At 48.9% G+C, this 22,436-nt stretch carries 25 protein-coding genes; 1 reads left to right on the top strand and 24 read right to left on the bottom strand.

The genetic code is table 11. From position 1 onward, the window contains the following. Positions 1–73 precede the first annotated feature (73 nt). From trmD to M1D59_RS08715, 20 genes are all read right to left on the bottom strand, one after another. Positions 74–805, bottom strand: coding sequence for a tRNA (guanosine(37)-N1)-methyltransferase TrmD (gene trmD, locus M1D59_RS08810; RefSeq protein WP_020451372.1), 732 nt, complete (start codon positions 803–805; stop codon positions 74–76). Then, positions 802–1,326 carry a ribosome maturation factor RimM gene (gene rimM, locus M1D59_RS08805; RefSeq protein WP_035338777.1) on the bottom strand — a complete coding sequence of 175 codons (525 nt, stop codon included), beginning with the start codon at positions 1,324–1,326 and terminating at the stop codon, positions 802–804. Before rimM ends, trmD begins: the two co-directional genes overlap by 4 nt. Before the next feature lie 4 nt (positions 1,327–1,330). Beyond that, positions 1,331–1,717 carry a YlqD family protein gene (locus M1D59_RS08800; protein ID WP_020451370.1) on the bottom strand — a complete coding sequence of 129 codons (387 nt, stop codon included), beginning with the start codon at positions 1,715–1,717 and terminating at the stop codon, positions 1,331–1,333. Positions 1,718–1,854: 137 nt separating this feature from the next. Then, on the bottom strand, positions 1,855–2,100 hold the full coding sequence (locus M1D59_RS08795; protein ID WP_023857213.1) for a KH domain-containing protein: 246 nt from the start codon (positions 2,098–2,100) through the stop codon (positions 1,855–1,857). Continuing rightward, complete coding sequence (gene rpsP, locus M1D59_RS08790) at positions 2,100–2,372, bottom strand: 30S ribosomal protein S16 (protein ID WP_006638197.1); 273 nt, start codon at positions 2,370–2,372, stop codon at positions 2,100–2,102. The genes M1D59_RS08795 and rpsP overlap by 1 nt, the downstream gene beginning before the upstream one ends. A gap of 107 nt (positions 2,373–2,479) precedes the next feature. Continuing rightward, positions 2,480–3,820, bottom strand: coding sequence for a signal recognition particle protein (gene ffh / locus M1D59_RS08785; RefSeq protein ID WP_020451368.1), 1,341 nt, complete (start codon positions 3,818–3,820; stop codon positions 2,480–2,482). A gap of 15 nt (positions 3,821–3,835) precedes the next feature. Then, positions 3,836–4,159: a putative DNA-binding protein gene (locus M1D59_RS08780; protein WP_020451367.1), complete on the bottom strand. Its 324-nt coding sequence runs from the start codon at positions 4,157–4,159 to the stop codon at positions 3,836–3,838. 133 nt (positions 4,160–4,292) lie between these two features. Beyond that, positions 4,293–5,279 (bottom strand): signal recognition particle-docking protein FtsY, encoded by a 987-nt coding sequence (gene ftsY, locus M1D59_RS08775; protein WP_020451366.1) that lies wholly within the window; start codon positions 5,277–5,279, stop codon positions 4,293–4,295. Positions 5,280–5,295: 16 nt separating this feature from the next. Further along, on the bottom strand, positions 5,296–8,856 hold the full coding sequence (smc, locus tag M1D59_RS08770; RefSeq protein ID WP_075213241.1) for a chromosome segregation protein SMC: 3,561 nt from the start codon (positions 8,854–8,856) through the stop codon (positions 5,296–5,298). Between the two features lie 99 nt (positions 8,857–8,955). Beyond that, complete coding sequence (gene rnc, locus M1D59_RS08765; protein WP_023857216.1) at positions 8,956–9,705, bottom strand: ribonuclease III; 750 nt, start codon at positions 9,703–9,705, stop codon at positions 8,956–8,958. Between the two features lie 144 nt (positions 9,706–9,849). After that, on the bottom strand, positions 9,850–10,083 hold the full coding sequence (gene acpP / locus M1D59_RS08760; RefSeq protein WP_003181706.1) for an acyl carrier protein: 234 nt from the start codon (positions 10,081–10,083) through the stop codon (positions 9,850–9,852). Positions 10,084–10,159: 76 nt separating this feature from the next. Next, on the bottom strand, positions 10,160–10,903 hold the full coding sequence (gene fabG, locus M1D59_RS08755) for a 3-oxoacyl-[acyl-carrier-protein] reductase (RefSeq protein WP_023857217.1): 744 nt from the start codon (positions 10,901–10,903) through the stop codon (positions 10,160–10,162). Beyond that, positions 10,890–11,849, bottom strand: coding sequence for an ACP S-malonyltransferase (fabD, locus tag M1D59_RS08750; protein WP_101560832.1), 960 nt, complete (start codon positions 11,847–11,849; stop codon positions 10,890–10,892). Before fabD ends, fabG begins: the two co-directional genes overlap by 14 nt. Before the next feature lie 17 nt (positions 11,850–11,866). Next, a complete protein-coding gene (gene plsX / locus M1D59_RS08745) occupies positions 11,867–12,859 on the bottom strand; it encodes a phosphate acyltransferase PlsX (RefSeq protein WP_020451361.1) in 993 nt (330 codons plus the stop codon). Positions 12,860–12,876: 17 nt separating this feature from the next. Further along, the gene (fapR, locus tag M1D59_RS08740; protein ID WP_020451360.1) at positions 12,877–13,443 is read right to left on the bottom strand and encodes a transcription factor FapR; all 567 of its coding nucleotides are present in this window, start codon (positions 13,441–13,443) and stop codon (positions 12,877–12,879) included. Positions 13,444–13,560: 117 nt separating this feature from the next. Continuing rightward, positions 13,561–15,609 (bottom strand): ATP-dependent DNA helicase RecG, encoded by a 2,049-nt coding sequence (gene recG, locus M1D59_RS08735; protein WP_396279153.1) that lies wholly within the window; start codon positions 15,607–15,609, stop codon positions 13,561–13,563. After that, positions 15,587–16,489, bottom strand: a complete 903-nt coding sequence (sdaAA, locus tag M1D59_RS08730) for an L-serine ammonia-lyase, iron-sulfur-dependent, subunit alpha (protein WP_020451358.1) — start codon at positions 16,487–16,489, stop codon at positions 15,587–15,589. The genes recG and sdaAA overlap by 23 nt, the downstream gene beginning before the upstream one ends. Before the next feature lie 17 nt (positions 16,490–16,506). Beyond that, a complete protein-coding gene (gene sdaAB, locus M1D59_RS08725; protein ID WP_458117941.1) occupies positions 16,507–17,169 on the bottom strand; it encodes an L-serine ammonia-lyase, iron-sulfur-dependent subunit beta in 663 nt (220 codons plus the stop codon). A 179-nt stretch (positions 17,170–17,348) separates the two neighbouring features. After that, positions 17,349–19,022, bottom strand: coding sequence for a DAK2 domain-containing protein (locus M1D59_RS08720; RefSeq protein ID WP_023857220.1), 1,674 nt, complete (start codon positions 19,020–19,022; stop codon positions 17,349–17,351). A 17-nt stretch (positions 19,023–19,039) separates the two neighbouring features. After that, entirely contained in the window at positions 19,040–19,402 is a 363-nt protein-coding gene (locus M1D59_RS08715; RefSeq protein WP_003181687.1) for an Asp23/Gls24 family envelope stress response protein, read from the bottom strand. Between the two features lie 286 nt (positions 19,403–19,688). Between M1D59_RS08715 and rpmB the strand changes: the two genes are divergently transcribed. Beyond that, complete coding sequence (gene rpmB / locus M1D59_RS08710; RefSeq protein ID WP_003181685.1) at positions 19,689–19,877, top strand: 50S ribosomal protein L28; 189 nt, start codon at positions 19,689–19,691, stop codon at positions 19,875–19,877. A 122-nt stretch (positions 19,878–19,999) separates the two neighbouring features. Here rpmB and spoVM read toward each other — a convergent pair whose 3' ends face one another. The 4 genes from spoVM to rsgA form a co-directional block, all read right to left on the bottom strand. Then, complete coding sequence (gene spoVM, locus M1D59_RS08705) at positions 20,000–20,080, bottom strand: stage V sporulation protein SpoVM (protein ID WP_003221545.1); 81 nt, start codon at positions 20,078–20,080, stop codon at positions 20,000–20,002. A gap of 85 nt (positions 20,081–20,165) precedes the next feature. Then, a complete protein-coding gene (locus M1D59_RS08700) occupies positions 20,166–20,810 on the bottom strand; it encodes a thiamine diphosphokinase (protein WP_025811376.1) in 645 nt (214 codons plus the stop codon). 75 nt (positions 20,811–20,885) lie between these two features. After that, positions 20,886–21,542, bottom strand: a complete 657-nt coding sequence (gene rpe / locus M1D59_RS08695) for a ribulose-phosphate 3-epimerase (RefSeq protein WP_105978917.1) — start codon at positions 21,540–21,542, stop codon at positions 20,886–20,888. A 3-nt stretch (positions 21,543–21,545) separates the two neighbouring features. Then, positions 21,546–22,430 (bottom strand): ribosome small subunit-dependent GTPase A, encoded by an 885-nt coding sequence (gene rsgA, locus M1D59_RS08690; RefSeq protein ID WP_458117940.1) that lies wholly within the window; start codon positions 22,428–22,430, stop codon positions 21,546–21,548. Positions 22,431–22,436: the final 6 nt, after the last annotated feature.

Raw genomic sequence — 22,436 nt, 5'->3', positions numbered from 1 at the left:
AAACTTAAACGAGCGTTCCCGTTCAAGTCACAAGTAGTATCATACCACACCTTTTTTCCGGGTGCAATAGAATCTACCGGTTTTTCCATTCAGAAATCCATTTTCGCTCTTCTTCAGATAAAGGATAGTTTTCCAGAAGGTCGGGCCGCCTTAAAAAAGTGCGCCTGAGAGACTCCTTCCGCCGCCATTCTTTGATTTTCGCATGGTTCCCGGATGTCAGAACGTCCGGCACCTTCAGGCCTTTATAATCTGCCGGCCGCGTATAATGAGGGTGTTCAAGAAGCCCCGTGCTGAAAGAGTCTTCAAGGTGCGATTCTTCCTTGCCGAGCACGCCCGGCAAAAGCCGCACAACACTGTCTGCGATCATCATCGCCGGCAGCTCTCCCCCTGTCAAAACGAAATCTCCGATCGAAATTTCGTCTGTAGACAGGTGCTCTCTGATCCGCTCATCATACCCTTCATAATGCCCGCAAATGAACATTAAATGCTCTTCCTGCGCCAGTTCTTCAGCCTTCTGTTGGGTATAGCGTTCCCCTTGGGGGCAGACGAGGATGATTCTCGGAGACCCTTCGGCTTCAGCTGTCAGCTTTTCGACCGCATCAAAGACAGGCTGCGGTTTCAGCACCATTCCTGCTCCCCCGCCGTATGGATAATCATCAACGGTTTGATGCTTGTTGTCGGAAAAGGCCCGAAAGTTCACCACGCGAAAGTGGACAGCGTCCTTATCCTGAGCTTTTTGCAGGATCGACGAGCCGAGCACACCTTCAAACATTTCCGGAAAAAGCGTTAAAAAATCGATTTTCATTCGTCAAGTAACCCTTCCATGATATGAATCTTGATCGTTTGATCCGCCACATTAATCTCTTTGACAACGGCGTCGATATAAGGGATAAGCGCGTCTTTCTTTCCCGGTCTGGCCACGACCCAGACATCGTTGGCGCCCGGCGTTAAAATTTCTTTGACCTTGCCGATTAAATCCCCGTCTTCCGAAAAAACATCGCAGCCGATGATTTCGTGAAAGTAGTACTCGTCTTCCGCCAACTGGCTTAATTGGTCTTCGGGAACTTTAATCAAGGCATTCTTTAAGTTTTCGGCTTCGGTGAGCGTTTCAACCTCTTTAAACTGCAAAAGGTGGAACTGTTTATGAAGCCTGTGGGCGCTGACGGTCACCTTGACAGGCTCGTCTGTTCCTTCACGGAACAAGTAGAGCGCGTTTCCGGGCTTGTACCGTTCCTCAGGAAAATCGGTTCTTGAAATGACGCGGACTTCGCCTTTTACCCCATGAGTATTAACAATTTTCCCTACATTAAACCATTGTTTCAGCATTTCTTCACCTCGGACGAATTTCAATGACGATCCCGTCTTTAATCACGATTGTTTTTCCCGTCGTCATATCATGCCAATTATCCCCGACTTCAATGTCCATTAAAGCGTCGATTTCTTTTTCCTTTACTTCGCTGCCAAGCGGCAGTGTATGGATTTGATTGATTTGAAAAACGATCATTTTAATCTTGTCCTGACGTTTTTCAATTTCTTTTTTAAATGATTCAGTCGCTGCCGGATTGTGGTGTTCCTTTTCGTGCTTCCTGAGCTGAAAATAGAGCTGGTTGCATTCGCGCTCAAGGATTTCCTTTCGTTCTTCAAAAGAAGCCAGCAGCTTTTTTTTGCTGTTTTCAGTCAAAACCTGCATAACGGTAACACGTTGGATAATTTGCATGGCATCATCACCTACTGTCCCGTGATTTTTCCTTTCCCTGAAATCCGGCAGCCTGGCATAAGCTGACAATCGGAATCGTTCATCTGTTTCTATTTTTCTTACATGTTAAAAAAGGGGGAGGTTTTCACCCTCTCCCCTTAGTCTGCGATCTCAAGTTGAACTTTCTTAGAAGACTGTGCGCCTGCCGCAAATACGACAGAGCGTATCGCCCTTGCAGTGCGCCCTTTTTTGCCGATGATCTTGCCGGTATCCTCTCTGTTGACAGACAAGCGGAACATCGTCCGCTCTGGATTTTCCTCTCTGAAAACCTGAACGTCATCCGGATGATCCACAAGCGGTTTGACCAGTGATACAATCAGCTCTTCCAAGTGCAGATCACTCATTATTTGCTTTGTTTAGCGTTGTGGAATTTTTCCATAATGCCTTCTTTAGAGAACAGGTTGCGAACCGTGTCAGATGGTTTAGCTCCTGTTTGAAGCCATTTAAGCGCAAGCTCTTCGTCAATTTTGACTTCCGCTGGTTTTGCAACCGGGTTGTAAGTTCCGACTGTTTCGATGAAACGGCCGTCACGCGGTGAACGAGAATCTGCTACAACAATACGATAGAAAGGAGATTTTTTTGCTCCCATACGTTTTAAACGAATTTTTACTGCCATTTTACTAGCACCTCCGAAAATATTTCAACAAGATAGTATATTAACAATGATAAAAGTGTTTGTAAAGTGTTTTTTCTTAACAACGTTTTTATCATCTGAAAACAGGTTTACATGAAGGGCAGTTTAAACCCTTTTTTCTTGCCTTTTGTCATGTTTGTCATCTGTTTCATCATTTTTTTCATTTCTTCAAATTGCTTTAAAAGACGGTTGACTTCCTGTACGGATGTCCCGCTTCCTTTCGCAATCCGTTTGCGCCTGCTTGCATTGATGATCTCAGGCTGCTCTTTTTCCTTCCCGGTCATCGACTTGATGATGGCTTCGATATGGCTGAGCTGTTTTTCATCAACCTTAACGTTTTTTAAGCCTTTCATTTTGCCTGCGCCGGGCATCATTTGAATCAGATCTTCAAGCGGCCCCATATTGCGGACCTGTCCGAGCTGTTCCAAAAAGTCGTCGAGCGTAAAGCTCATATTTTTCATTTTTTGCTCGAGTTCTTTCGCCTTTTCTTCGTCTACGTTGGCCTGGGCTTTCTCGATAAGGGTGAGCACATCGCCCATTCCGAGAATTCGCGAGGCCATCCGTTCGGGATGAAACGGCTCCAGTGCATCAAGCTTTTCGCCCATTCCGGCAAATTTGATCGGCGTGTTGGTCACGGCGCGGATCGACAAGGCCGCCCCGCCTCTTGTATCACCGTCAAGCTTCGTCAGAATGACACCCGTCACACCGAGCTGTTCGTTGAAGCTTTTGGCAACATTTACCGCATCTTGACCCGTCATGGAATCAACGACAAGGAAAATCTCTTCCGGCTGAGCTGTTTCTTTTACCTGCTCAAGCTCATCCATCAGGTCTTCATCAATGTGAAGGCGTCCCGCCGTATCGATGAGAACGTAGTCATGATGATCTTCTTTCGCCTTTTCGATGGCCTGCTTGGCAATCTCAACCGGACTGACCTTGTCACCCAGTGAAAATACCGGCATATCGAGCTGTTTGCCGAGCGTTTCCAGCTGTTTGATAGCCGCCGGGCGGTAGATGTCTGCTGCCACGAGCAGCGGGTTGCGGTTATGTTTTTTGCGAAGCAGGTTGGCGAGCTTTCCGGTCGACGTCGTTTTACCGGCCCCTTGCAGACCGACCATCATGATGACGGTCGGCGGACGCTTTGCAGCGGCAATCTTGCTTTCCTCGCCGCCCATCAGCTCCGTCAGTTCTTCTTTTACCACTTTAATGACCTGCTGTCCGGGCGTCAGGCTTTTCATGACGTCTTGTCCGACAGCTCGTTCGCTTACCTTTTTCACAAAATCTTTCACGACTTTAAAATTGACGTCCGCTTCAAGGAGCGCTAAACGGACTTCGCGCATCATGTCTTTGACGTCTTGCTCCGTTACTTTTCCTTTTCCGCGGATTTTTGAGATCGTTTGCTGCAGTCGGTCGGCTAATCCTTCGAATGCCATATTAAGTGCCGCCTCCTAATCTAATTTCTCAAGCGCGTCGATTAGGGATTCCGCTTCGGGCTGACCGTCAGTCAGCTTTCTCAGCTCTTCAAAAATCTTATTGCGCTCTTGAAATTTTTTAAACAAAAGTAGCTTTTCTTCATATTGCTCAAGCATGGCTTCGGTCCGCTTGATATTGTCATAGACCGCTTGCCTTGAGACATGATATTCTTCAGCTATTTCGCCAAGGGAGAAATCGTCTAAGTAGTAAAGCGACATGTAGCTTTTTTGTTTTGATGTCAACAACGACTGATAGAAATCGAATAGGTAATTCATTCTCGTTGTTTTTTCAAGCGTCATGAGACTCTCCCCTTTGTTAAGTCAAATCCCTTTACGATACATTAGTTTACGCTGAAATATTTGATCTGTCAAGTTTTTATCTTGTCATACATGACGGCGAAAAAGAAAACCCCGGCGAAGGGGTTTTCCGCGCCTACTCTTCTTTCTCGATCAGATCGGAAAACAGGCCGTATACATATGACTCTGCTTCAAACGGCTGCAGGTCATCCATTTTTTCTCCCAGTCCGACAAACTTGACCGGAATCTGGAGCTCGTGGCGGATGGCGAGGACGATGCCGCCTTTTGCCGTTCCGTCGAGCTTCGTCAGCACGATGCCGGAGACATCAGTCGCTTTGGAAAATTCGCGCGCCTGTGTCATCGCGTTCTGTCCTGTCGTCGCATCCAGTACGAGCAGCACTTCATGAGGTGCATCAGGCACTTCGCGCTGAATCACGCGCTTTACCTTTTCGAGTTCTTTCATTAAGTTCACTTTATTTTGGAGACGTCCTGCCGTGTCGCAAAGCAGAACATCGGCGCCGCGCGCTTTCGCGGCTTGAACGGCGTCATAGATAACGGCCGCAGGGTCCGAGCCTTCAGCCTGTTTGACGACATGCGCGCCGACGCGCTCTCCCCACACTTCAAGCTGATCGATCGCGCCGGCTCTGAATGTATCTCCGGCAGCAAGGACGACATTTTTGCCTTCTTTGATGAATTGATGGGCAAGCTTGCCGATCGTCGTCGTTTTGCCGACGCCGTTTACGCCGACGAATAAAATGATGTTTAAGCGGCCGTCTTCGACGCGGAGCTCTGCTGCTTCCTGCTCCCCGCCTTCATAGATTTCGACGAGCTTTTCAGAAATGACGGACTGAACCTCTTTCGGGTCCTGAATATTTCTTCGTTTGACCTCGCTTTTCAGTTCGTCAATCAGCTCCATCACCGTTGAAACGCCGACATCAGCGCTGATCAGAACCTCTTCAAGCTCTTCAAAAAAATCCTCGTCCACTTTCCGGTAGCGGGAGACAAGCTCATTGACCCGCTCCTGAAACGTATTTCTCGTTTTCGCCAGGCCTTCTTTAAATTTGCCTGAAACCGAATCGGTCTGCTGTGTGATTTTTTCTTTCAGTTTTTTAAAAAAGCTCATGTCCTGTAACCTCGCTTTATTGAACTAGTTCTTTTGTTTCTTCAAGCTTGACTGAGACCAGCTTGGAAACGCCTGATTCCTGCATCGTCACGCCGTAAAGAACATCGGCTTCTTCCATCGTTCCTTTTCGGTGGGTGATGACGATAAACTGGGTTTCATGGCTGTATTTTTTCAAGTATTGGGCAAAGCGGAACACGTTCGCTTCGTCAAGCGCCGCCTCGACTTCATCCAGCACGCAGAACGGAACCGGTCTGACTTTGAGGATCGAAAACAGGAGCGCGATCGCCGTCAAGGCCCGTTCCCCGCCGGAAAGCAGGCTCAGGTTCTGCAGCTTTTTGCCCGGAGGCTGAGCGATAATATCGACGCCCGATTGGAGCAGGTCATTCGGATCTGTCAGCTTGAGTTCGGCTCTTCCGCCGCCGAACAGCGCCCGGAAGACGTCTTCGAAATGAGAACTGATCTGTGCAAATGTTTCCGCAAAACGCTTCGTCATTTCCTCATCCATTTCCTCGATAACCTTAAAGAGCGTATTTTTCGCTTCGAGCAGGTCGTCTTTCTGCTCCGAGAGGAAGAGGTAGCGTTCATTGACCCTTTCGAATTCCTCAATGCTGCCGAGGTTCACCGTTCCCAGCTCTTCGATTGCAAGCTTGATCAGCTTGACGCGCTTCCTCGCCTCTTCAGGGGAAAGCTCCAAAGGATATTTTTCCCTCGCCCCTTCAAATGAAAGTCCATACTCTTCCCGCAGGAAAGAGAGCAGGTTGTCGAGTTCGACTTCCATGCGGCCGAGCTTGACTTCTTCGTCTTTTAAGAGGCCTGCCATCTGCTTATACTGGCGCTTCATTTCTTTCAGTTCCAGCTCTTCGGTTTCAAGGCCTTTTTGCAGTTTCATCCGCTGCTCTCTTCTTGATGCGATAAGCTCTGCGGTTTTATTTTTGTCGTTCAGCTTCTTTTTCGCAGCTTCTTCAAGTTTTTCCTCCCCGGAAGTATTGGAGGACATTTCTGTCGTCAAGAAAGAGAGATCCTCTTCGGCAATTTTGAGCGCTTCCGCATTCTCGGCATACTCTTCTTCAAGCCTTGTGAGCTTTTCCCGTTCATTCGCACACGACTGTTCGGTTTTCGCCAGCACCACTTTCAAATCGGTCAGCTCGCTTTGCAGCGCTTCTTTCGTCGAGGTCTGTGTCTGTTTCCGCTCCGTCATGGCTTCGATTTCGGAATCGAGGCGCTTCAGCCCGCCGGCGATCGATGTGAGCTTTTCTTCAAGCTCTTTTTTACGCCGTTTCTTGTCTTCGTCCCCTTCGAGCAGAGCCGATTTTTCCTGGTCGTAGAGCTCCAAATGGCTGTTGACGTTTTTCTCGGCGATTTCGAGTTCGTACAGACGCCCTTTGATTTCCTGCTGTTCGGTTCTTAAGCCTTCCCCGTCCTCGCGGAGTGACTGAAGTTTGGCATCAAGCTCTTGCATCGTCTGCTTCAGGGCTTTCACTTCTTTTTCGAGCAATTCGGTTTTCTCTTCCATCTCGGCGAGACGTTTTGTCTGGGCTTCCAGCTCCCTGTTGCGTCCCAGAAGCGAGCTGCTTTTTTTCTTAACGGCTCCTCCCGTCATTGAACCGCCCGGATTGACGACATCCCCTTCAAGGGTGACGATCCGGTATCTGTGGCCGAGCCGTTTGGCAAGATCGTTGGCGCCTTTTAAATGCTCGGTGATCAGCACGGTGCCAAGCAGGTTTTGCACGACGGTCCGGTAGGCCGGATCAAACGAAACAAGCTCGCTGGCGATGCCGATGAACGACGGATTTTCTTTCGCCGCTTCGATATCTCGCGACTGAATGCGGCGCTCTTTGATGACGGAAAGCGGGAGAAAGGTCGCCCTTCCGAACGAATGCTTTTTCAAATATTGAATCGCCCGTCTGGCGGCGTCTTCATCGTCAGTGACAACATGTTGGGCCGTTGCGCCGAGCGCGATTTCAATCGCTGTTTCATACCGCTCGTCCGTCTTTAACAGCTCGGCAATCGCACCGCGAATGCCCGGAAGCTCGCTCTTGGCCTTTAATACTTCTTTGACGCCTTGATAAAACCCTGAGAAGTCCTCCTGCATCGCTTCAAGCATTTCCTTTTTGGAGCGCGCCTGCTGAACGTATTGATAAGCTTGGTAAAGGGCGGATTCCTTTTTCTCGTACTGGCTTTTTTTCTGTTCATAGCTTTTTTGCGCGTCCCTGAATGCTTGAATCTGGCTGTGAAGGCGCTCGTCGACGAGGCTGAATTCGTGTTCGGTTTTCATCTTTCGGTCGGCGATTTCCTTCCGCTCGCTTAAATATTTTTCATTGTTTTGCGCGAGTCGTTTTTGCTGCGCCGCGGATTGGGACATTTGGTCTTCAAGAAATTGAAGCTCGTTTCGGACGGATGCCTGTTCGTTCAAGAGCTCGAAATAATCGCTTTTCAGCTGTTCGATTTCTTCTTCTACATTTTCGCTGTATCCGGATAGAGCCTGATTCTTTTCTTTCACCTTTCGGGCAAGCTCTTTTGCTTCGGCCTCGAGCTTTTCAAACACAAGCTTCTGCGCGGCGATTTTTTCTTTCAGGCTTCGCTCTTTTTCACTGCGCTGGACGAGCGCTTCTTCAAGCTGAGCTCTGTTTTGCGTCGCGTTTTTTTTGCGTTCCTTCAGCACTTCTTTCCGGCCTTCAAGCTTCTCCAGTTCCTCGCTTGTCAAAAGCAGCACTTGCTGAAGCTCATCGACCGATTCGTCGAGCGCTTGAATTTTGTCTCTTGCCTCTTCGATTTTGGCTTCCTTTGCCTGGATGGCCGCAGACGAAGACATCTCTTCGTCTTTCGCCTTTTCGACTTTCTGCTGAAGGGCTTCCCATTTTCCGTGAAGCTCTTCGATATCATACGCCGTTAACGCGATTTCGATTTTTTCAAGCTCATCCTTTTTTTCAAGGTAGTCTTTGGCGATCGAAGCCTGCACTTTCAGCGGCTCCACCTGCCCCTCGAGCTCGTGGAGGATGTCTTCGACACGGTTCAAATTGTCCTGTGTCTCAAACAGCTTGTTTTCGGCTTTTTTCTTTCTCGTTTTGTATTTTAATACGCCGGCCGCTTCTTCAAAGATGCTTCTCCGCTCTTCAGCCTTGCTGCTTAAAATCTCTTCGACTTTGCCTTGGCTGATGATGGAAAACGCTTCTTTTCCAAGCCCCGAATCCATAAAAAGATCAATGATATCTTTCAGACGGCACGGCTGGTTGTTGATGAGAAATTCGCTTTCCCCAGATCTGTAGACTCTTCTCGTCACACTGACTTCGTGAAAATCGATCGGCAAAAAGCGGTCGTCATTGTCAAGCGTCAGCGTCACTTCGGCAAGATTCAGCTTTTTCCGCGAATCGCTGCCTGCAAAAATGATGTCTTCCATTTTACCGCCTCTGAGCGATTTGGCGGACTGTTCACCGAGCACCCAGCGGATCGCGTCGGTAATGTTGCTTTTTCCGCTGCCGTTCGGACCGACGACAGCTGTCACGCCTTTTACAAAATCTACAGAAATTCGTTCTGCAAACGATTTAAATCCTATCACGTCTAAACGTTTGAGGAACATGGTGATCCTCCTTATGTATTAAAGTATTACAATTCTATCATAACCCCATCGAAAAGGCTTAAAATACATTGAAATCCCCCTGAGTTTTGCAAGGGGGATTTATTGTTTCATATGGTGTTTTTGCAGCCTCGCGAGCGCTTCTTGAGCGGCATGCTGTTCTGCTTCTTTTTTGGAACGGCCGCTTCCCACCCCAAGTACTTCTCCTTTTAGCGATACGTTTGCTTCAAATTCGCGGTTGTGCGCCGGTCCTTTTTCCTGAAGGATTTTATACTCCAGAATACCTCGTCCGTCGCGCTGTACAAATTCCTGCAGCTGGCTTTTAAAATCCATCACATGAGAAAAAGCACCATCGTCGATTTTAGGGAAAACGTACGCTTTCAGAAAGGCCACGACAGCTTCGAGCCCCTGATCCAGATAGAGCGCACCGATAAAAGCTTCAAACACATCGGCTAAAAGCGCCGGACGCTTTCTTCCTCCAGTCATTTCCTCTCCTTTTCCCAATAGAACAAGCTCTCCGAAAGAAAGCTCATGGGCCAGGGAAACTAAAGAAGGCTCACATACGATCGCCGCTCTCAATTTCGTCAAATCACCCTCGCTCATCGCCGGGTATTTGGCGTATAAAAATTGAGAAATCGTCAGTTCCAAAACGGCGTCTCCTAAAAATTCAAGCCTCTCATTATCTTCATATGGCTTCTTTCGATGCTCATTCACATAAGATGAATGTGTAAATGCTTGATATAAAAGCTTCTCGTTTTGAAATTGAACCGAAATCCGTTCCTGAAACTTTTTAAACTGCTCCGCTTTCTTTTGAAACATTTTTTTGTCTCTGAAATGTGAATGTTTTGACATAGCAACCTCCATATGGGCACATCAAGTTCACCTCACCTCCTATGAAAAGGCAGGTTCGTGTATCATTGGGCAGCAAAACATTAAAATTAAAGCCGCATTTATAAAGGGATAAAGCCCCGTCTTTAAACGGGACTTTAAATGAGCTTACTGCTTACTATTTATGTAGTTCACAGCGTCACCGACTGTTGCAATCTTTTCAGCATCTTCGTCAGAAATCTCCATATCAAACTCGTCTTCAAGTTCCATGACAAGCTCAACTACATCAAGGGAATCAGCGCCTAAATCCTCTTTAAAAGAAGCTTCAAGAGTGACGTCGGCTTCATCCACGCCGAGGCGGTCTACGATGATTTTTGTTACACGCTCTAATGCGTCTGCCATAGCTATTCACCTCCCCTCAAGTATTATAGTTGATTCGTTTTTAAAAAACCAGAGATAATTCAATTTTTGATTTCGTTTAAACCATAGCCATTCCGCCGTTGATGTTCAGCGTCTGGCCGGTCATGTAGCTCGCATGGTCAGATGCGAGGAAAACAACGGCGCTGCTGATGTCAGACGGATCGCCGAACCGTGCAAGCGGAATCTGCTTCAGCATTTCGTCTTGAATATCTTTTGTCAGCTTGTCCGTCATTTCCGTCGAAATAAACCCCGGAGCGATTGCATTAACGGTGATATTTCTTGACGCAAGCTCTTTCGCCAGCGTTTTCGTCAAGCCGATCACGCCTGATTTAGCCGCGACATAGTTGGCCTGTCCGGCGTTACCGACGACGCCTACAACCGAGGTGATGTTGATGATCCGGCCGCTTCTTTGTTTCATCATCTGTCTTGTTACGGCTTTTGAACAATTGAACACACCTTTTAAGTTTATGTTAATGACGTCGTCCCATTCATCTTCTTTCATTCTCATGAACAGATTATCTTTTGTAATACCCGCATTGTTGACAAGGATGTCAAGCGTGCCGAAGCGGCCGACCGCTTCCTTCATCATCGCCTGAACCTCATCCGCATTGGAAACGTCTGCTTTAAAAGCAAACGCATCGCGGCCGAGCGCTTTGATTTCGTCTACAACTTCGTTCGCTTTCGCTTCATTGCCCGCGTAGTTGACGACGACATTTGCTCCGTTTTTCGCCAGGTCCAGGGCGATCGCGCGGCCGATCCCTCTTGAGGCTCCTGTAACAACGGCTGTTTTATTCTCCAGCATTTTCGTTTTCCTCCTTCAACGTTTGAACGGCAAGTTCAATTGTGTTCGGGTCTGACACAGCAATCGTTTTGACTCTGCGGTTCACTTTCTTCACAAGCCCTGACAAAACCTTTCCGGGGCCGATTTCGATGAACGTCGTCACGCCTTCGTCAATCAGGCGGCTGATTGTTTCTTCAAATCGCACAGGAGAATACAGCTGTTCAATCAGTTTATTCTTAATGTCGTCTTTATCTGTTACAAAGTCGGCTGTTACGTTGGAGACGACCGGAATGGCTGCATCGCTGATCTTGCACGCATCAAGAACTTCACGAAGCTTATCAGCTGCCGGCTTCATCAGGTCGGAATGGAACGGCCCGCTGACTTCGAGAGGAATCGCGCGTTTTGCGCCCTTTTCTTTGGCAAGCTCTGAAGCGAGCTCGACGCCTTTAGCTGTTCCCGAGATGACGATCTGCCCGGGGCAGTTCAAATTGGCGAGCTGAACAAGGTTTCCTTCTTCGGAAACTTTGTCCGTCACTTCTTTCAGCGCCTGGCTGTCCATGCCGAGAATGGCCGCCATCGCGCCTTCACCTGCGGGCACGGCTTCATTCATGAATTCGCCGCGCTTTCTGACGGCATAAACCGCGTCTTTAAACGACAAGGCGCCGGCAGCTACCAATGCGCTGTACTCGCCGAGGCTGTGCCCTGCCGCATAGTCGGCTTTAATGCCGTATTCCTTCAGTTTTTGAAGCGCTGCGGTACTCGCTGTTAAAAGGCTTGGCTGCGCGTTGTATGTAAGTGTCAGTTCTTTTGCATCCCCTTCAAACATGAGGGTGCTCAGTTTTGTTTCAAGCGTTTGATCCGCTTCTTCAAAAATCTTCTTTGCATTCGGTTCTTTTTCATACAATTCGTGTCCCATGCCGATATGCTGCGAACCTTGGCCCGGGAATAGAAAAGCAATCTTGCCCATATGTTAAAACCTCCAGACTATTCATCTGCTTTTTGTTGAATTTTTTCTTCGATAAATTCAGCGACATTTTGGCTGACCATCTCTCTGGCCTGGCGGATCGCGTGATAAACGGCCCGTCCGTCAGATGATCCGTGCGCTTTGATGACGGGCGCCTTTAAGCCGAACAATCCGGCTCCGCCGTATTCAGAGTAATCCATCTTCGTTTTCATTTCTTTCAGCTTCGGCTTCAGCGCAGAGGCGGCGAGCTTCGCCGTGAAGCTCGAAGTCAGCGTCGTTCTCAGCATTTTAAAAATGGACAGCGCCGCGCCCTCGACCGTTTTCAAGGCAACGTTACCGGTAAAGCCGTCTGTCACGATGACATCAGCGACTCCGTCCAGCATGTCGCGCGCTTCCACATTGCCGATGAAATTCAAATCGGTTTCCTTTAATTTTTGAAAGGTCTGCTTGGCAAGCTCATTTCCTTTTTTGTCTTCGGTTCCGACGTTTAAAAGTCCGATGCGCGGATTTTTGACGCCCAGCACCTGTTCTCCGTAAACAGATCCCATAATGGCATATTGAACGAGATGTTCGGGCTTGGCGTCCACATTCGCTCCGACATCAAGAAGGAGAAAGCCGTCTCCGGAGACAGTCGGCAATGTCGGCGCCAACGCAGGCCTTTCAATCCCTTCAATCCGGCCGACGATAAAGAGCCCGGCCGTCATAAGCGCTCCGGTGTTTCCGGCGGAAATGCAGGCATCCGCCCTGCCTTCGGCGACTTCTCCGGCCATCAGAACCATCGATGAATTCTTCTTTCTTCTGACGGCTCTGACAGGTTCGTCTGTCGCCTCGATGACTTCTTCCGCGTGCTTGACAGTGATCCGCCCGTGCTCCGTTAAATGGGCAGCAATTTTTTCCCGGTCGCCGATCAGCGTAATCTCGAGGTCTTCAAAATCTTCGACCGCTTTCATCACGCCTTCAATAACCGCTTTGGGAGCATTGTCTCCTCCCATGGCATCTACAGCAATTTTCATGACTTACGCGCCACCTTCTATGATTGTTTTGAACGATACATGACAAATTCGCCTGAAAACACAGGCTCTTCGGCAACATAGCTGTTCACTTCAACAACCGTTCTGCCTTTATCTTTATCAAGCTTTACGACTTTCGCTTTTGCAACGACCCGTTCGCCTTGCTTGACCTGCCTGGTAAAGCGGATGTCCGCTTTGGCCGTCAATGCGAGCTCATCGTCGATGAGGGCGACGGCGAGCGAGTTGGCCTGGGCAAACAAATGGTGTCCCCTGGCGATTTGATTTCGGCTGAAAACGTGCTCCGTTCTGATCTCCAGAATGGAAATCGCGTGCTCATCCAGCTCCAAATCAATGATCTCGCCGATGACCTCGTCGAGCGGGAGAGACTTGACTTCATCTTCAAGAGATTTCTCGGCAACACTTTTGATTCTTTCTCTCAGTTCAGGTATGGAAAGTTCCAAACGGTCCAAGCGAATCGTCTGAATGCTGACGTTAAATTTCTCCGCTAACTCCTCGTCCGTAATAAACGGGGTCGTACGAATCGTCTGCTGCAGCAATTCTTGGCGTTCTCTCTTACTTTTTCTCATGTTTTTAAACACCATCCGCGCAATTATGACTAGGTACTAATAGTAGTATATAATTTCATAGATTGGAATGCAATCTTTCTTTACCCGCCGACAATAAATTTTCACAGGACTTCCAGGTCAGCTCAGCTTTTCTCCTTCCATCACCCCGCTGTTTTGCAAGTGTTCCCGCAGGCTTTCATATTCGGCATCCGTCCAGAACGCCTTTGAAGAGACAAGTTCTGCAGCGTCTCTTCTTGCCGTTTCCAGCGCGCGGTAGTCGTGAACCATGTCAGCGACTTTAAACTCCGGCATCCCGCTCTGTTTTTTGCCGAAGAAGTCCCCGGGTCCTCTGAGTTCAAGGTCCTTTTCAGAAAGCTCAAAGCCGTCGGTCGTCTCAGACATGATGCTCATGCGCTCTTTGCCCGTTTCAGATTTCGGGTCTGCCATCAGGATGCAATACGACTGGTGGTCGCCCCGCCCGACCCGGCCGCGAAGCTGGTGCAGCTGGGAAAGACCGAACCGGTCGGCATCATAGATCAGCATGACCGTCGCATTCGGAACGTTTACGCCGACTTCAACGACGGTTGTGGAAACGAGAATCTGGCATTCGTTTTTGCTGAACTGCCTCATCACCTGTTCTTTCTCGTCATTTGAGAGCTTTCCGTGCATGAGACCGATCTGCCACCTTCCTCTGAAAGCATGGGTCAGCATGCTGTGCACATCGATGGCGTTTTGAACGTCGAGCTTGTCCGATTCTTCGATCAAGGGACAAATCACATATGCCTGTCTGCCTTTTTTCAGTTCTTTTTCGATAAACGCGAGAATTCGTTCGAGCATGTCGTGCTTCACCCAATAAGTCTCGATCCGCTTTCGCCCAGCCGGCATTTCATCGATGACGGACACATCCATTTCCCCGAAAACCGTAATCGCCAGTGTCCTTGGAATCGGCGTCGCCGTCATAAACAAGACATCGGGATCTTTCCCTTTGCTTCTCAGTTTTTTTCTTTGCTCGACACCGAAGCGGTGCTGTTCATCGGTGATCACGAGACCGAGCTGTTTAAAATGGACATCGTCCTGAATAAGGGCGTGCGTCCCCACCAAAATATCAATTTCTCCTTCTTTTAATCTTTCTAAAAGCTCTCTTCTCCTTTTCCCTTTCACAGAGCTTGTTAAAAGCGCAACATTGACATCGTACTGCTCAAAGAGGGATACCAATGAATCGGCGTGCTGTTCCGCCAGTATTTCGGTCGGCACCATCATCGCTCCCTGGAATCCCGAAAGCAGCGAGGCGTATAACGCAATCGCGGCGACGGCCGTTTTGCCTGATCCGACGTCTCCTTGTAAAAGCCGATTCATTTTATACCCTGAAGCCATGTCCCTTAATATGTCGTCGAGCGCTTTCGCCTGCGCGTTTGTCAAAGGAAACGGGAGGCTTTTGACAAACGAATTGACGTCTTCCGTTTTAAAGGTGTGGCTGATTCCGACGGACGCTTCCCGCTCGAACTTCCGTAAAGCCTGCATTTTCAGCTGAAACAGTAAAAATTCTTCATATACAAAGCGGCGCCGCGCATGTTTTAAAGCTTCCCTCGACTCGGGCTTGTGCATCGCCTTCACCGCCTCCTGGTAAGACAGAAGTTTATAGGCGGTCCTAAGCTTTTCCGGAAGGGGGTCTTCGGCAGACGGCAAATGGCTGCGGACGGCTTCCTGAATCAATTTCCTCATTGTCTTTACGGTGATATTTTCTTTGACGGAGTAAACGGGCTCAATCGACTGGTCACCTTGGTGCGGCCCGTTTTTCAGCTCCTGTACCATCACGGATTGTCTGTGCTTGTCCCATTTTCCGGTTACGGTAACGATCGAACCGATCGCAAGCTTTTTTTTCAAATAAGGCCTGTTAAAACAAACTGCTGTGATCAAATAGTTTCCGACCAATAGCCGGAACGTGAGGCGGCTCCGCTTTTTCCCGTAATAGGCAAGAGAAGGCTCGCTGTGAACCTTCCCTTCTACCGTCACTCGTTCGTCGTGTGCCACTTCTTCCAAATCGCGCAATTCATAATCGTCATATCGGTACGGGAAGTAGTTTAAAAGATCAAGAACCGTATAGATTCCGAGCTCATTTAACGTTTTTTCCGTTTCCGTCCCGACGCCTTTTATAACAGATATACTAAGTTGCAGATTGTGTTCCACGTGCAGCTGACGCTCCTCCGAATATTTTTTTCTCCAATTCTTTGCCCGTCGGTGTTGCAGCAAGACCGCCCCGGCCTGTTTCCCTCAGTGCCGTCGGCATCGTCTGCCCGATTTTATACATCGCATCGATCACTTCATCGCATGGAATGCGGCTTGTAATGCCGGCAAGCGCCATATCAGCCGCGACCATCGCGTTGGCTGCGCCCATTGCGTTCCGCTTCACACACGGCACCTCAACAAGCCCTGCGACAGGATCGCAGACTAGACCGAGTACGTTTTTTAAAGCGATGGCCATCGCTTCGGCGCACTGTTCAGGGGTTCCGCCCGCCATTTCGACGATGGCGGCAGCCGCCATGCCCGAGGCCGAGCCGACTTCAGCCTGACAGCCTCCCGCGGCTCCCGAAATGCTCGCATTGTTGGCAACGACGAATCCGAACGCTCCCGATGTAAATAAAAAGCGGACCATCTGCTCTTTCGTCGGCTGAAGTTTCTCTTTTACCGCAAAAAGCGTCCCCGGGACAACGCCGGCCGAACCGGCCGTCGGCGTTGCGCAAATCGTTCCCATCGCAGCGTTGACTTCATTTGTCGCAACCGCTTTGCTGACAGCGTCAAGGATGACATCCCCTGACAGCCCTTTGCCCGATTTGAGGTAGGCTTGAAGCTTAACGGCGTCTCCCCCCGTCAATCCGGAGTGCGACACGACGCCTTCAACACCTTTTTGCACAGCATCTTCCATCACGGTCAAGTTGGCTTCCATCTGCTCGAATATTTCTTCCCGCGTCCGGCCTGACACCTCGATCTCCTGCGCGATCATGATTTCAGAGATGGACACGTTCTTTTCTTTTGTCAGCTGAATTAATTCTTTTACATTTCGAAACATATCGTCTCACCCTCCTTTTATTCAGCGATCTGGGTCACCTCAATGATGTTCGGCAGCGCTCTCAATTCTTCAAAAACAGCCGGATCGATCGTTTGATCGACCTCAATCGTCATGAGCGCTTCCTGGCCGACGTCTTTGCGGGCCACTTCCATATGGCCGATGTTGATTGCGAACTTTGCAAGCACATTGGCTACGCCTGCAATCGTTCCGTAGCGGTCGTTATGGACGACTAAAATAGCAGGGTGATTTCCCGACAATCTGAGCTCAAAGCCGTTCAGCTCAATGATTTCGATTTTCCCCCCGCCGATTGAGATGCCTGCGAGTTCAAGGGAGCCTTCATCATCAGAGATGAGGATGCGGGCTGTATTGGGATGCATTGGAACCGCTTCTTCTTCCCGGAACTCGATGGCGATTCCCTTTTCTTCAGCTAGGCGGATCGAATCTTTGATTCTTTCATCAAATGTATCAAAATCCAAAAGGCCGCCGATGATCGCAACATCTGTTCCATGTCCTTTATACGTCTCGGCAAAAGAACCGTACAATGACACAACGATTTGTTTCGGCTCCCTCCCAAACACGCTTCTGGCGACTCTGCCGATTCTGGCCGCGCCGGCCGTATGAGAACTTGACGGACCGATCATGACGGGCCCGATAATATCAAACACACTTCTGTACTTCATCCTTATCCCCCTTTTACACACAGATTCCCCCGCTGTACGGAGGAAAAAAAGCCGTTTTTTTTAGACTAATCGATCATTCCCCAATTGGCAAGCAGACAACGTCCGAGCGGGCTGATGCTTTAAAAAAAGCCAAAAGAAGAGAAGGGCTTTTATCATCATGCCCTTCTGCCTTTGATCGATTATTCAACAGCCAGAATGTAGGAATACAGCGGCTGTTTTCCGTCGTGCACTTCCACTTCAACGTCTTCGTACGTCTCGCTGATAAAGGCTGCGAGTTCTTCGGCCTCTTCTTCCGGCGCGTCTTCCCCTTTGATCACAGTGACGATTTCACTGTCTTCATCGATCATGCCTGCGAGCAGCTTTTTCGCTGCTGCTAACTGGTCTGATGCCGTCTCAACGATTTTACCGTTTAAGATGCCCATAAAATCGCCTTTTTTAATATCGATGCCGTCAATGTTAGTGTCTCTGACCGCATAGGTGATTTGTCCGCTTTTCACCTCGCCGATCGCACCGAGCATAGCGGCTTCATTCTCGTCCGCTCCAAGGGCCGGGTTGAATGCGAGGAGCGCGGCCATTCCTTGAGGAACGGTCTTCGTCGGGATGACAATCACATGTTGTCCGGCAACATCCGCGGCCTGGTTCGCCGCCATGACAATGTTTGAATTATTCGGCAGAATCACGACCGTGTCCGCGTTGGCGTCTTTTATCGCCTGAACGATGTCTTCCGTGCTCGGATTCATCGTCTGACCGCCTTCGATGACCTTTGTGGCGCCGATGCTTTCGAAAAGTTCGGCGATTCCTTCTCCCATGGCCACTGTGACGACGCCGTACGGCTGCTTTTCAGCCGGCGCTTTTTCTGCCGGGGCAGCTGCCTCCTGTTTGTTCTGATTGAGAATCGCGCTGTGCTGCTCTCTCATGTTTTCGATTTTCATGTTGATTAAGCTGCCGTATTTTTGAGCATAAGTCATGACTTCCCCCGGATATTCGGCGTGGATGTGCACCTTGGCGATATTTTCGTCTGAGACGACGAGCAGTGAATCACCGAAGCCGCTTAAATCCTGGCGGAACGCATCTTCATTAAAGTTTCTTTTACCGCTGTCGAGCTTTACCATAAATTCCGTGCAATAGCCGAATTCGATGTCTTCTGTATTCATGTGGCTTTGAGCGTTTTTATGGTGCTCCGCGCTGACAAGATCATCCAATGACGGAAGAGCGGCCGCTTTTTCAGAAAGCTTTTCTCCCTTTAAAGAAGCGAGAAACCCTTCATACACGTAAAGAAGCCCTTTTCCGCCGCTGTCGACGACACCGACTTCCTTTAAAACCGGAAGCAGCTCAGGCGTCCGCTCCAATGAAGCCTCCGCTTCATTCACGACGGCTTCCATCACCTTGATGATATCGGTTTCAGTTTGAGCGGTGAGCACTGCTTTTTTTGCCGCATCTTTGGCAACCGTCAAGATCGTGCCTTCGACAGGCTTCATGACGGCCTTGTAGGCAGTGTCCACTCCGGCCTGGAACGCGGCGGCAAATTCTTTGGCGTTAATTTCCGATTTCTGTTCAATCGATTTGCCAAAGCCTCTGAACAGCTGGGATAAAATGACGCCCGAGTTTCCCCGCGCTCCCATCAGAAGCCCTCTTGACAGGCTTTGTGCCACTTTGCCGATATTGGCGGCATCGATCTGCTCCACTTCTTTTGCACCGGATGTCATCGACAGATTCATGTTCGTTCCTGTATCTCCGTCCGGAACCGGAAATACATTTAACGCATCAACTACATTTGCGTTTTGAGACAGATGGCGTGCGCCGTACAGAACCATTTCTGCAAAAGCTTTTCCATCCAGATTTCGTATAGACACTCTTGTTTTCCTCCTAACTACGGGTTCGTCACTCGTACTCCTTGAACGTAAATATTTACGGAATCCACTGCAAGACCCACTGTATGGTCGAGCGTATATTTGACTTTTGTTTGAACATTATGTGCCACTTCTGAAATTTTTGTTCCGTAGCTGACAATGATGTACATGTCAATATGAATACGATCTTCTTCTTGGCGGACGATGACGCCTCTTGCAAAGTTTTCTTTTCTGAGGATTTCAGTCAGTCCGTCTTTAATTTGGTTCTTGGATGCCATACCTACGATCCCGTAGCAGTCGATCGCTGCGCCTCCCGCAACCATGGCGACCACTTCGTTTGATATATCAATCTGTCCGTATTTTGTTCGGAATTCAATGGACACGTTGGTTCCTCCTTTTCGAGTCTCGCTTCTGACCTCTGGTTAACATCATTCTACTATAAGGACCTTCTTTTTAAAAGAACAGGCAGGCTTCTCTCCAAACCTAACCCTACTTATACTACAGCGCGTTCATTTTTTCAAGATGTCAAGGGATTTTTCTTGAAAGCAGAGCAATCAATAGTTGCAAACGGTTTTCAGCTGTGGTAAATTATTAAAGTATCTGAAGCATCACAGGTGATCAACTGATAATGAATGATGATGTTTTTTTTGATAGTTAGGAGGGAAACAAATGGCACGTAAATGCGTTATTACAGGCAGAAAATCACGTTCTGGCAACTCTCGTTCTCACGCGATGAACGCTTCTAAACGCACATGGGGCGCTAACGTTCAAAAAGTGCGCATCCTTGTGAACGGCAAGCCTAAAAAAGTATATGTATCTGCTCGAGCTTTGAAATCTGGAAAAGTTGAGCGTGTATAAGAAAAAATAAACGCCTGCCAAGAGCGACTGTACGCTTTAGGCAGGCGTTTTTTCGTTCTTTTGCTTGCCATCCGGGGAGAGCCCTTTGACCCGCTCCGCAAAAAAAGCGCACCCGGCGCTTCTTAGTCTTTGCGAAACGAGCCAAGCATCGCCCGGACGATTCCCCCTAAAAACTTCGGTAATTTAATGGTGTAAAATTTCATTCCCTTCCCTCCTCAAAGAGTCCGCAACCGCATCCACCTTCAACATCGGATCCCAAACACAAAGCGAGCGGAAGCGCCAGGATATTTAATCAGTGCTTCTTATCATTATTAATATGCCTTCAGAAAACGAAAAAGCACCTTGTGAATGGATGAGTTCGTTACTAATACATAGTGTCGAACCTAGAGCAATATGACACTTATTTAAAGAATACTTAAATCCTTCGAGGGAAAGGTTTTTTACCGTCTCCGTAAACGGCAGGAATGAAATGTACGGTTTTGTTTGATCACGCATGACGGTGTAAGAGCCTTGGGGGTGCATGCTGATCGTATTTTGGCGGTCGATCATGACGGTCTTGACGTTTTGCTTCATCGCGGTGTAAAGGAGATGCAGATTCCCGAGAAAATGGTCTGCTCTGCCTCCCGAAATGCCGAACATTCTAATGCATGAAGGCCGCTGTCCGACCGCCCAGCTCAACGCAAGGTCCAAATCCGTCTGATCTTTTTCCGCCTGATAAATATGGAGGCGGGGAGCCGCCTTTTCAATAGCCTTTTTTTGCTCGTCTGTGATGCTGTCAAAATCCCCGAACGCTTCATCAGGCACGATCCCCGCTGCCAAAAGGGTTACAGCGCCTCTGTCAACCCCGACCCAAAGCGCATCGCCGTCCTGATACTGCAGCAAGTCGGGAATGAGATGATCGGGACCTCCCGCTACAATATTGATCGTTTTCATCGCATTGTCCTTTCTGTAAACGCCGTAAAAAAAGAGCTCAGCTTGAGAAAGCCGGCTCTTTTTCATCGGGAAACCTTACCCAAGCGCACCTTTTATATCGGAAATGGCTTTTTTGCGGTCTTTTTCGTTATAAACGGCAGAGCCCGCAACAAGCAGATTTGCCCCTGCTTCGATACACTGTCTTGCCGTCATTTTGTTGACGCCGCCGTCCACTTCAATCAGCAGGTCGGCGAGCCCTTTTTGCTCGGCCATCTCCTTGACCTGCCTGATTTTCGGCAGGACTGAGGAAATAAACGACTGTCCGCCGAAGCCCGGATTCACTGTCATCAATAGTACGAGATCAAGGTCTTCAAGCACATGCTCGATCTGCTGCACAGGGGTATGCGGATTCAAGACAACACCCGCTTTGACTCCTTGCTCTTTGATGAGCTGGATCGTCCTGTGAAGGTGCGGGCACGCTTCAACATGGACGGACAAAATATCGGCGCCCACTTTTGCAAAAGCAGGTATATAGCGGTCAGGCGCTTCAATCATTAAATGAACGTCGAGCGGAAGTTCTGTGATCGGGCGGACGGCTTCCACTACAAGCGGCCCGATGGTCAGGTTGGGAACGAAATGGCCGTCCATCACATCGATGTGGATGAAATCGGCGCCGCCTTGTTCAACATCCCGAATCTCTTCCCCTAGACGGGCAAAATCGGCTGAAAGAATCGAAGGAGCAACATATACCATATCTTAATACCTCGGCTTTCTGTCTTTGATCTCTGTTAAAAATTCAACATAATGGTCGTAGCGATACTGGGCGATTTCACCGTTTTCCACGGCGCGTTTGACGGCGCAGTTCGGCTCTTTCATATGCAGGCACCCGCGGAACTTGCATTCGGCGCTTTTTTCGCTGATTTCCAAAAACGCAGACCCTAAACCTTCAGCTTCAATACCGGCAAACTCAAGCGAGCTGAAGCCCGGGGTGTCCGCGACGAGCCCGCCGTTTATATCGATCAGCTCCACATGGCGGGTCGTATGCTTTCCCCTTCCCAAGTGAGCGGAAATCCCGGCGGTTTTCAGTTCAAGCTCGGGGCTGATCGCATTTAAAAGCGAAGATTTGCCCACGCCGGACTGGCCGGCGAATACGGTGATTTTGTCTTGAAAATGGGAGACGATGTCTTCGATGCCGCTTCCGTTTTTCATCGATGTCGTATAGACGCTGTACCCGATGTTCCGGTAGTCTTCGGCATAATGGTGAATCCGCTCTTTGAGCGCGTCATCATCCACGAGGTCCATTTTCGTAATGCATATGATCGGCCTGATGCCACCCGCCTCAACCAACACTAAAAAACGATCCAATAGCGACGTGCTGAATGTCGGCTCTTTTGCCGAAAACACGAGAACCGCCTGATCCACGTTGCTGATCGGAGGTCTGACCAATTCATTGAATCTGTCTTTAATCTCGAGAATGTAGCCTTCTTTATCGTTATCGGCCTGGTAGACGACATCGTCGCCGACGAGAGGGGTGATTTTATTTTTTCTGAAAACCCCTCTTCCCCTGCACTGAATGATCTGATCACCATCCAAAACATAGTAAAATCCGCTTAATGCTTTAATGATTTTGCCCTCAGGCATATCGCA

Source organism: Bacillus sp. PK6-026, from assembly GCF_054161455.1.
Note: the sequence above shows the minus strand (reverse complement) of the source record. Positions and strands in the feature narration are given on the sequence as shown.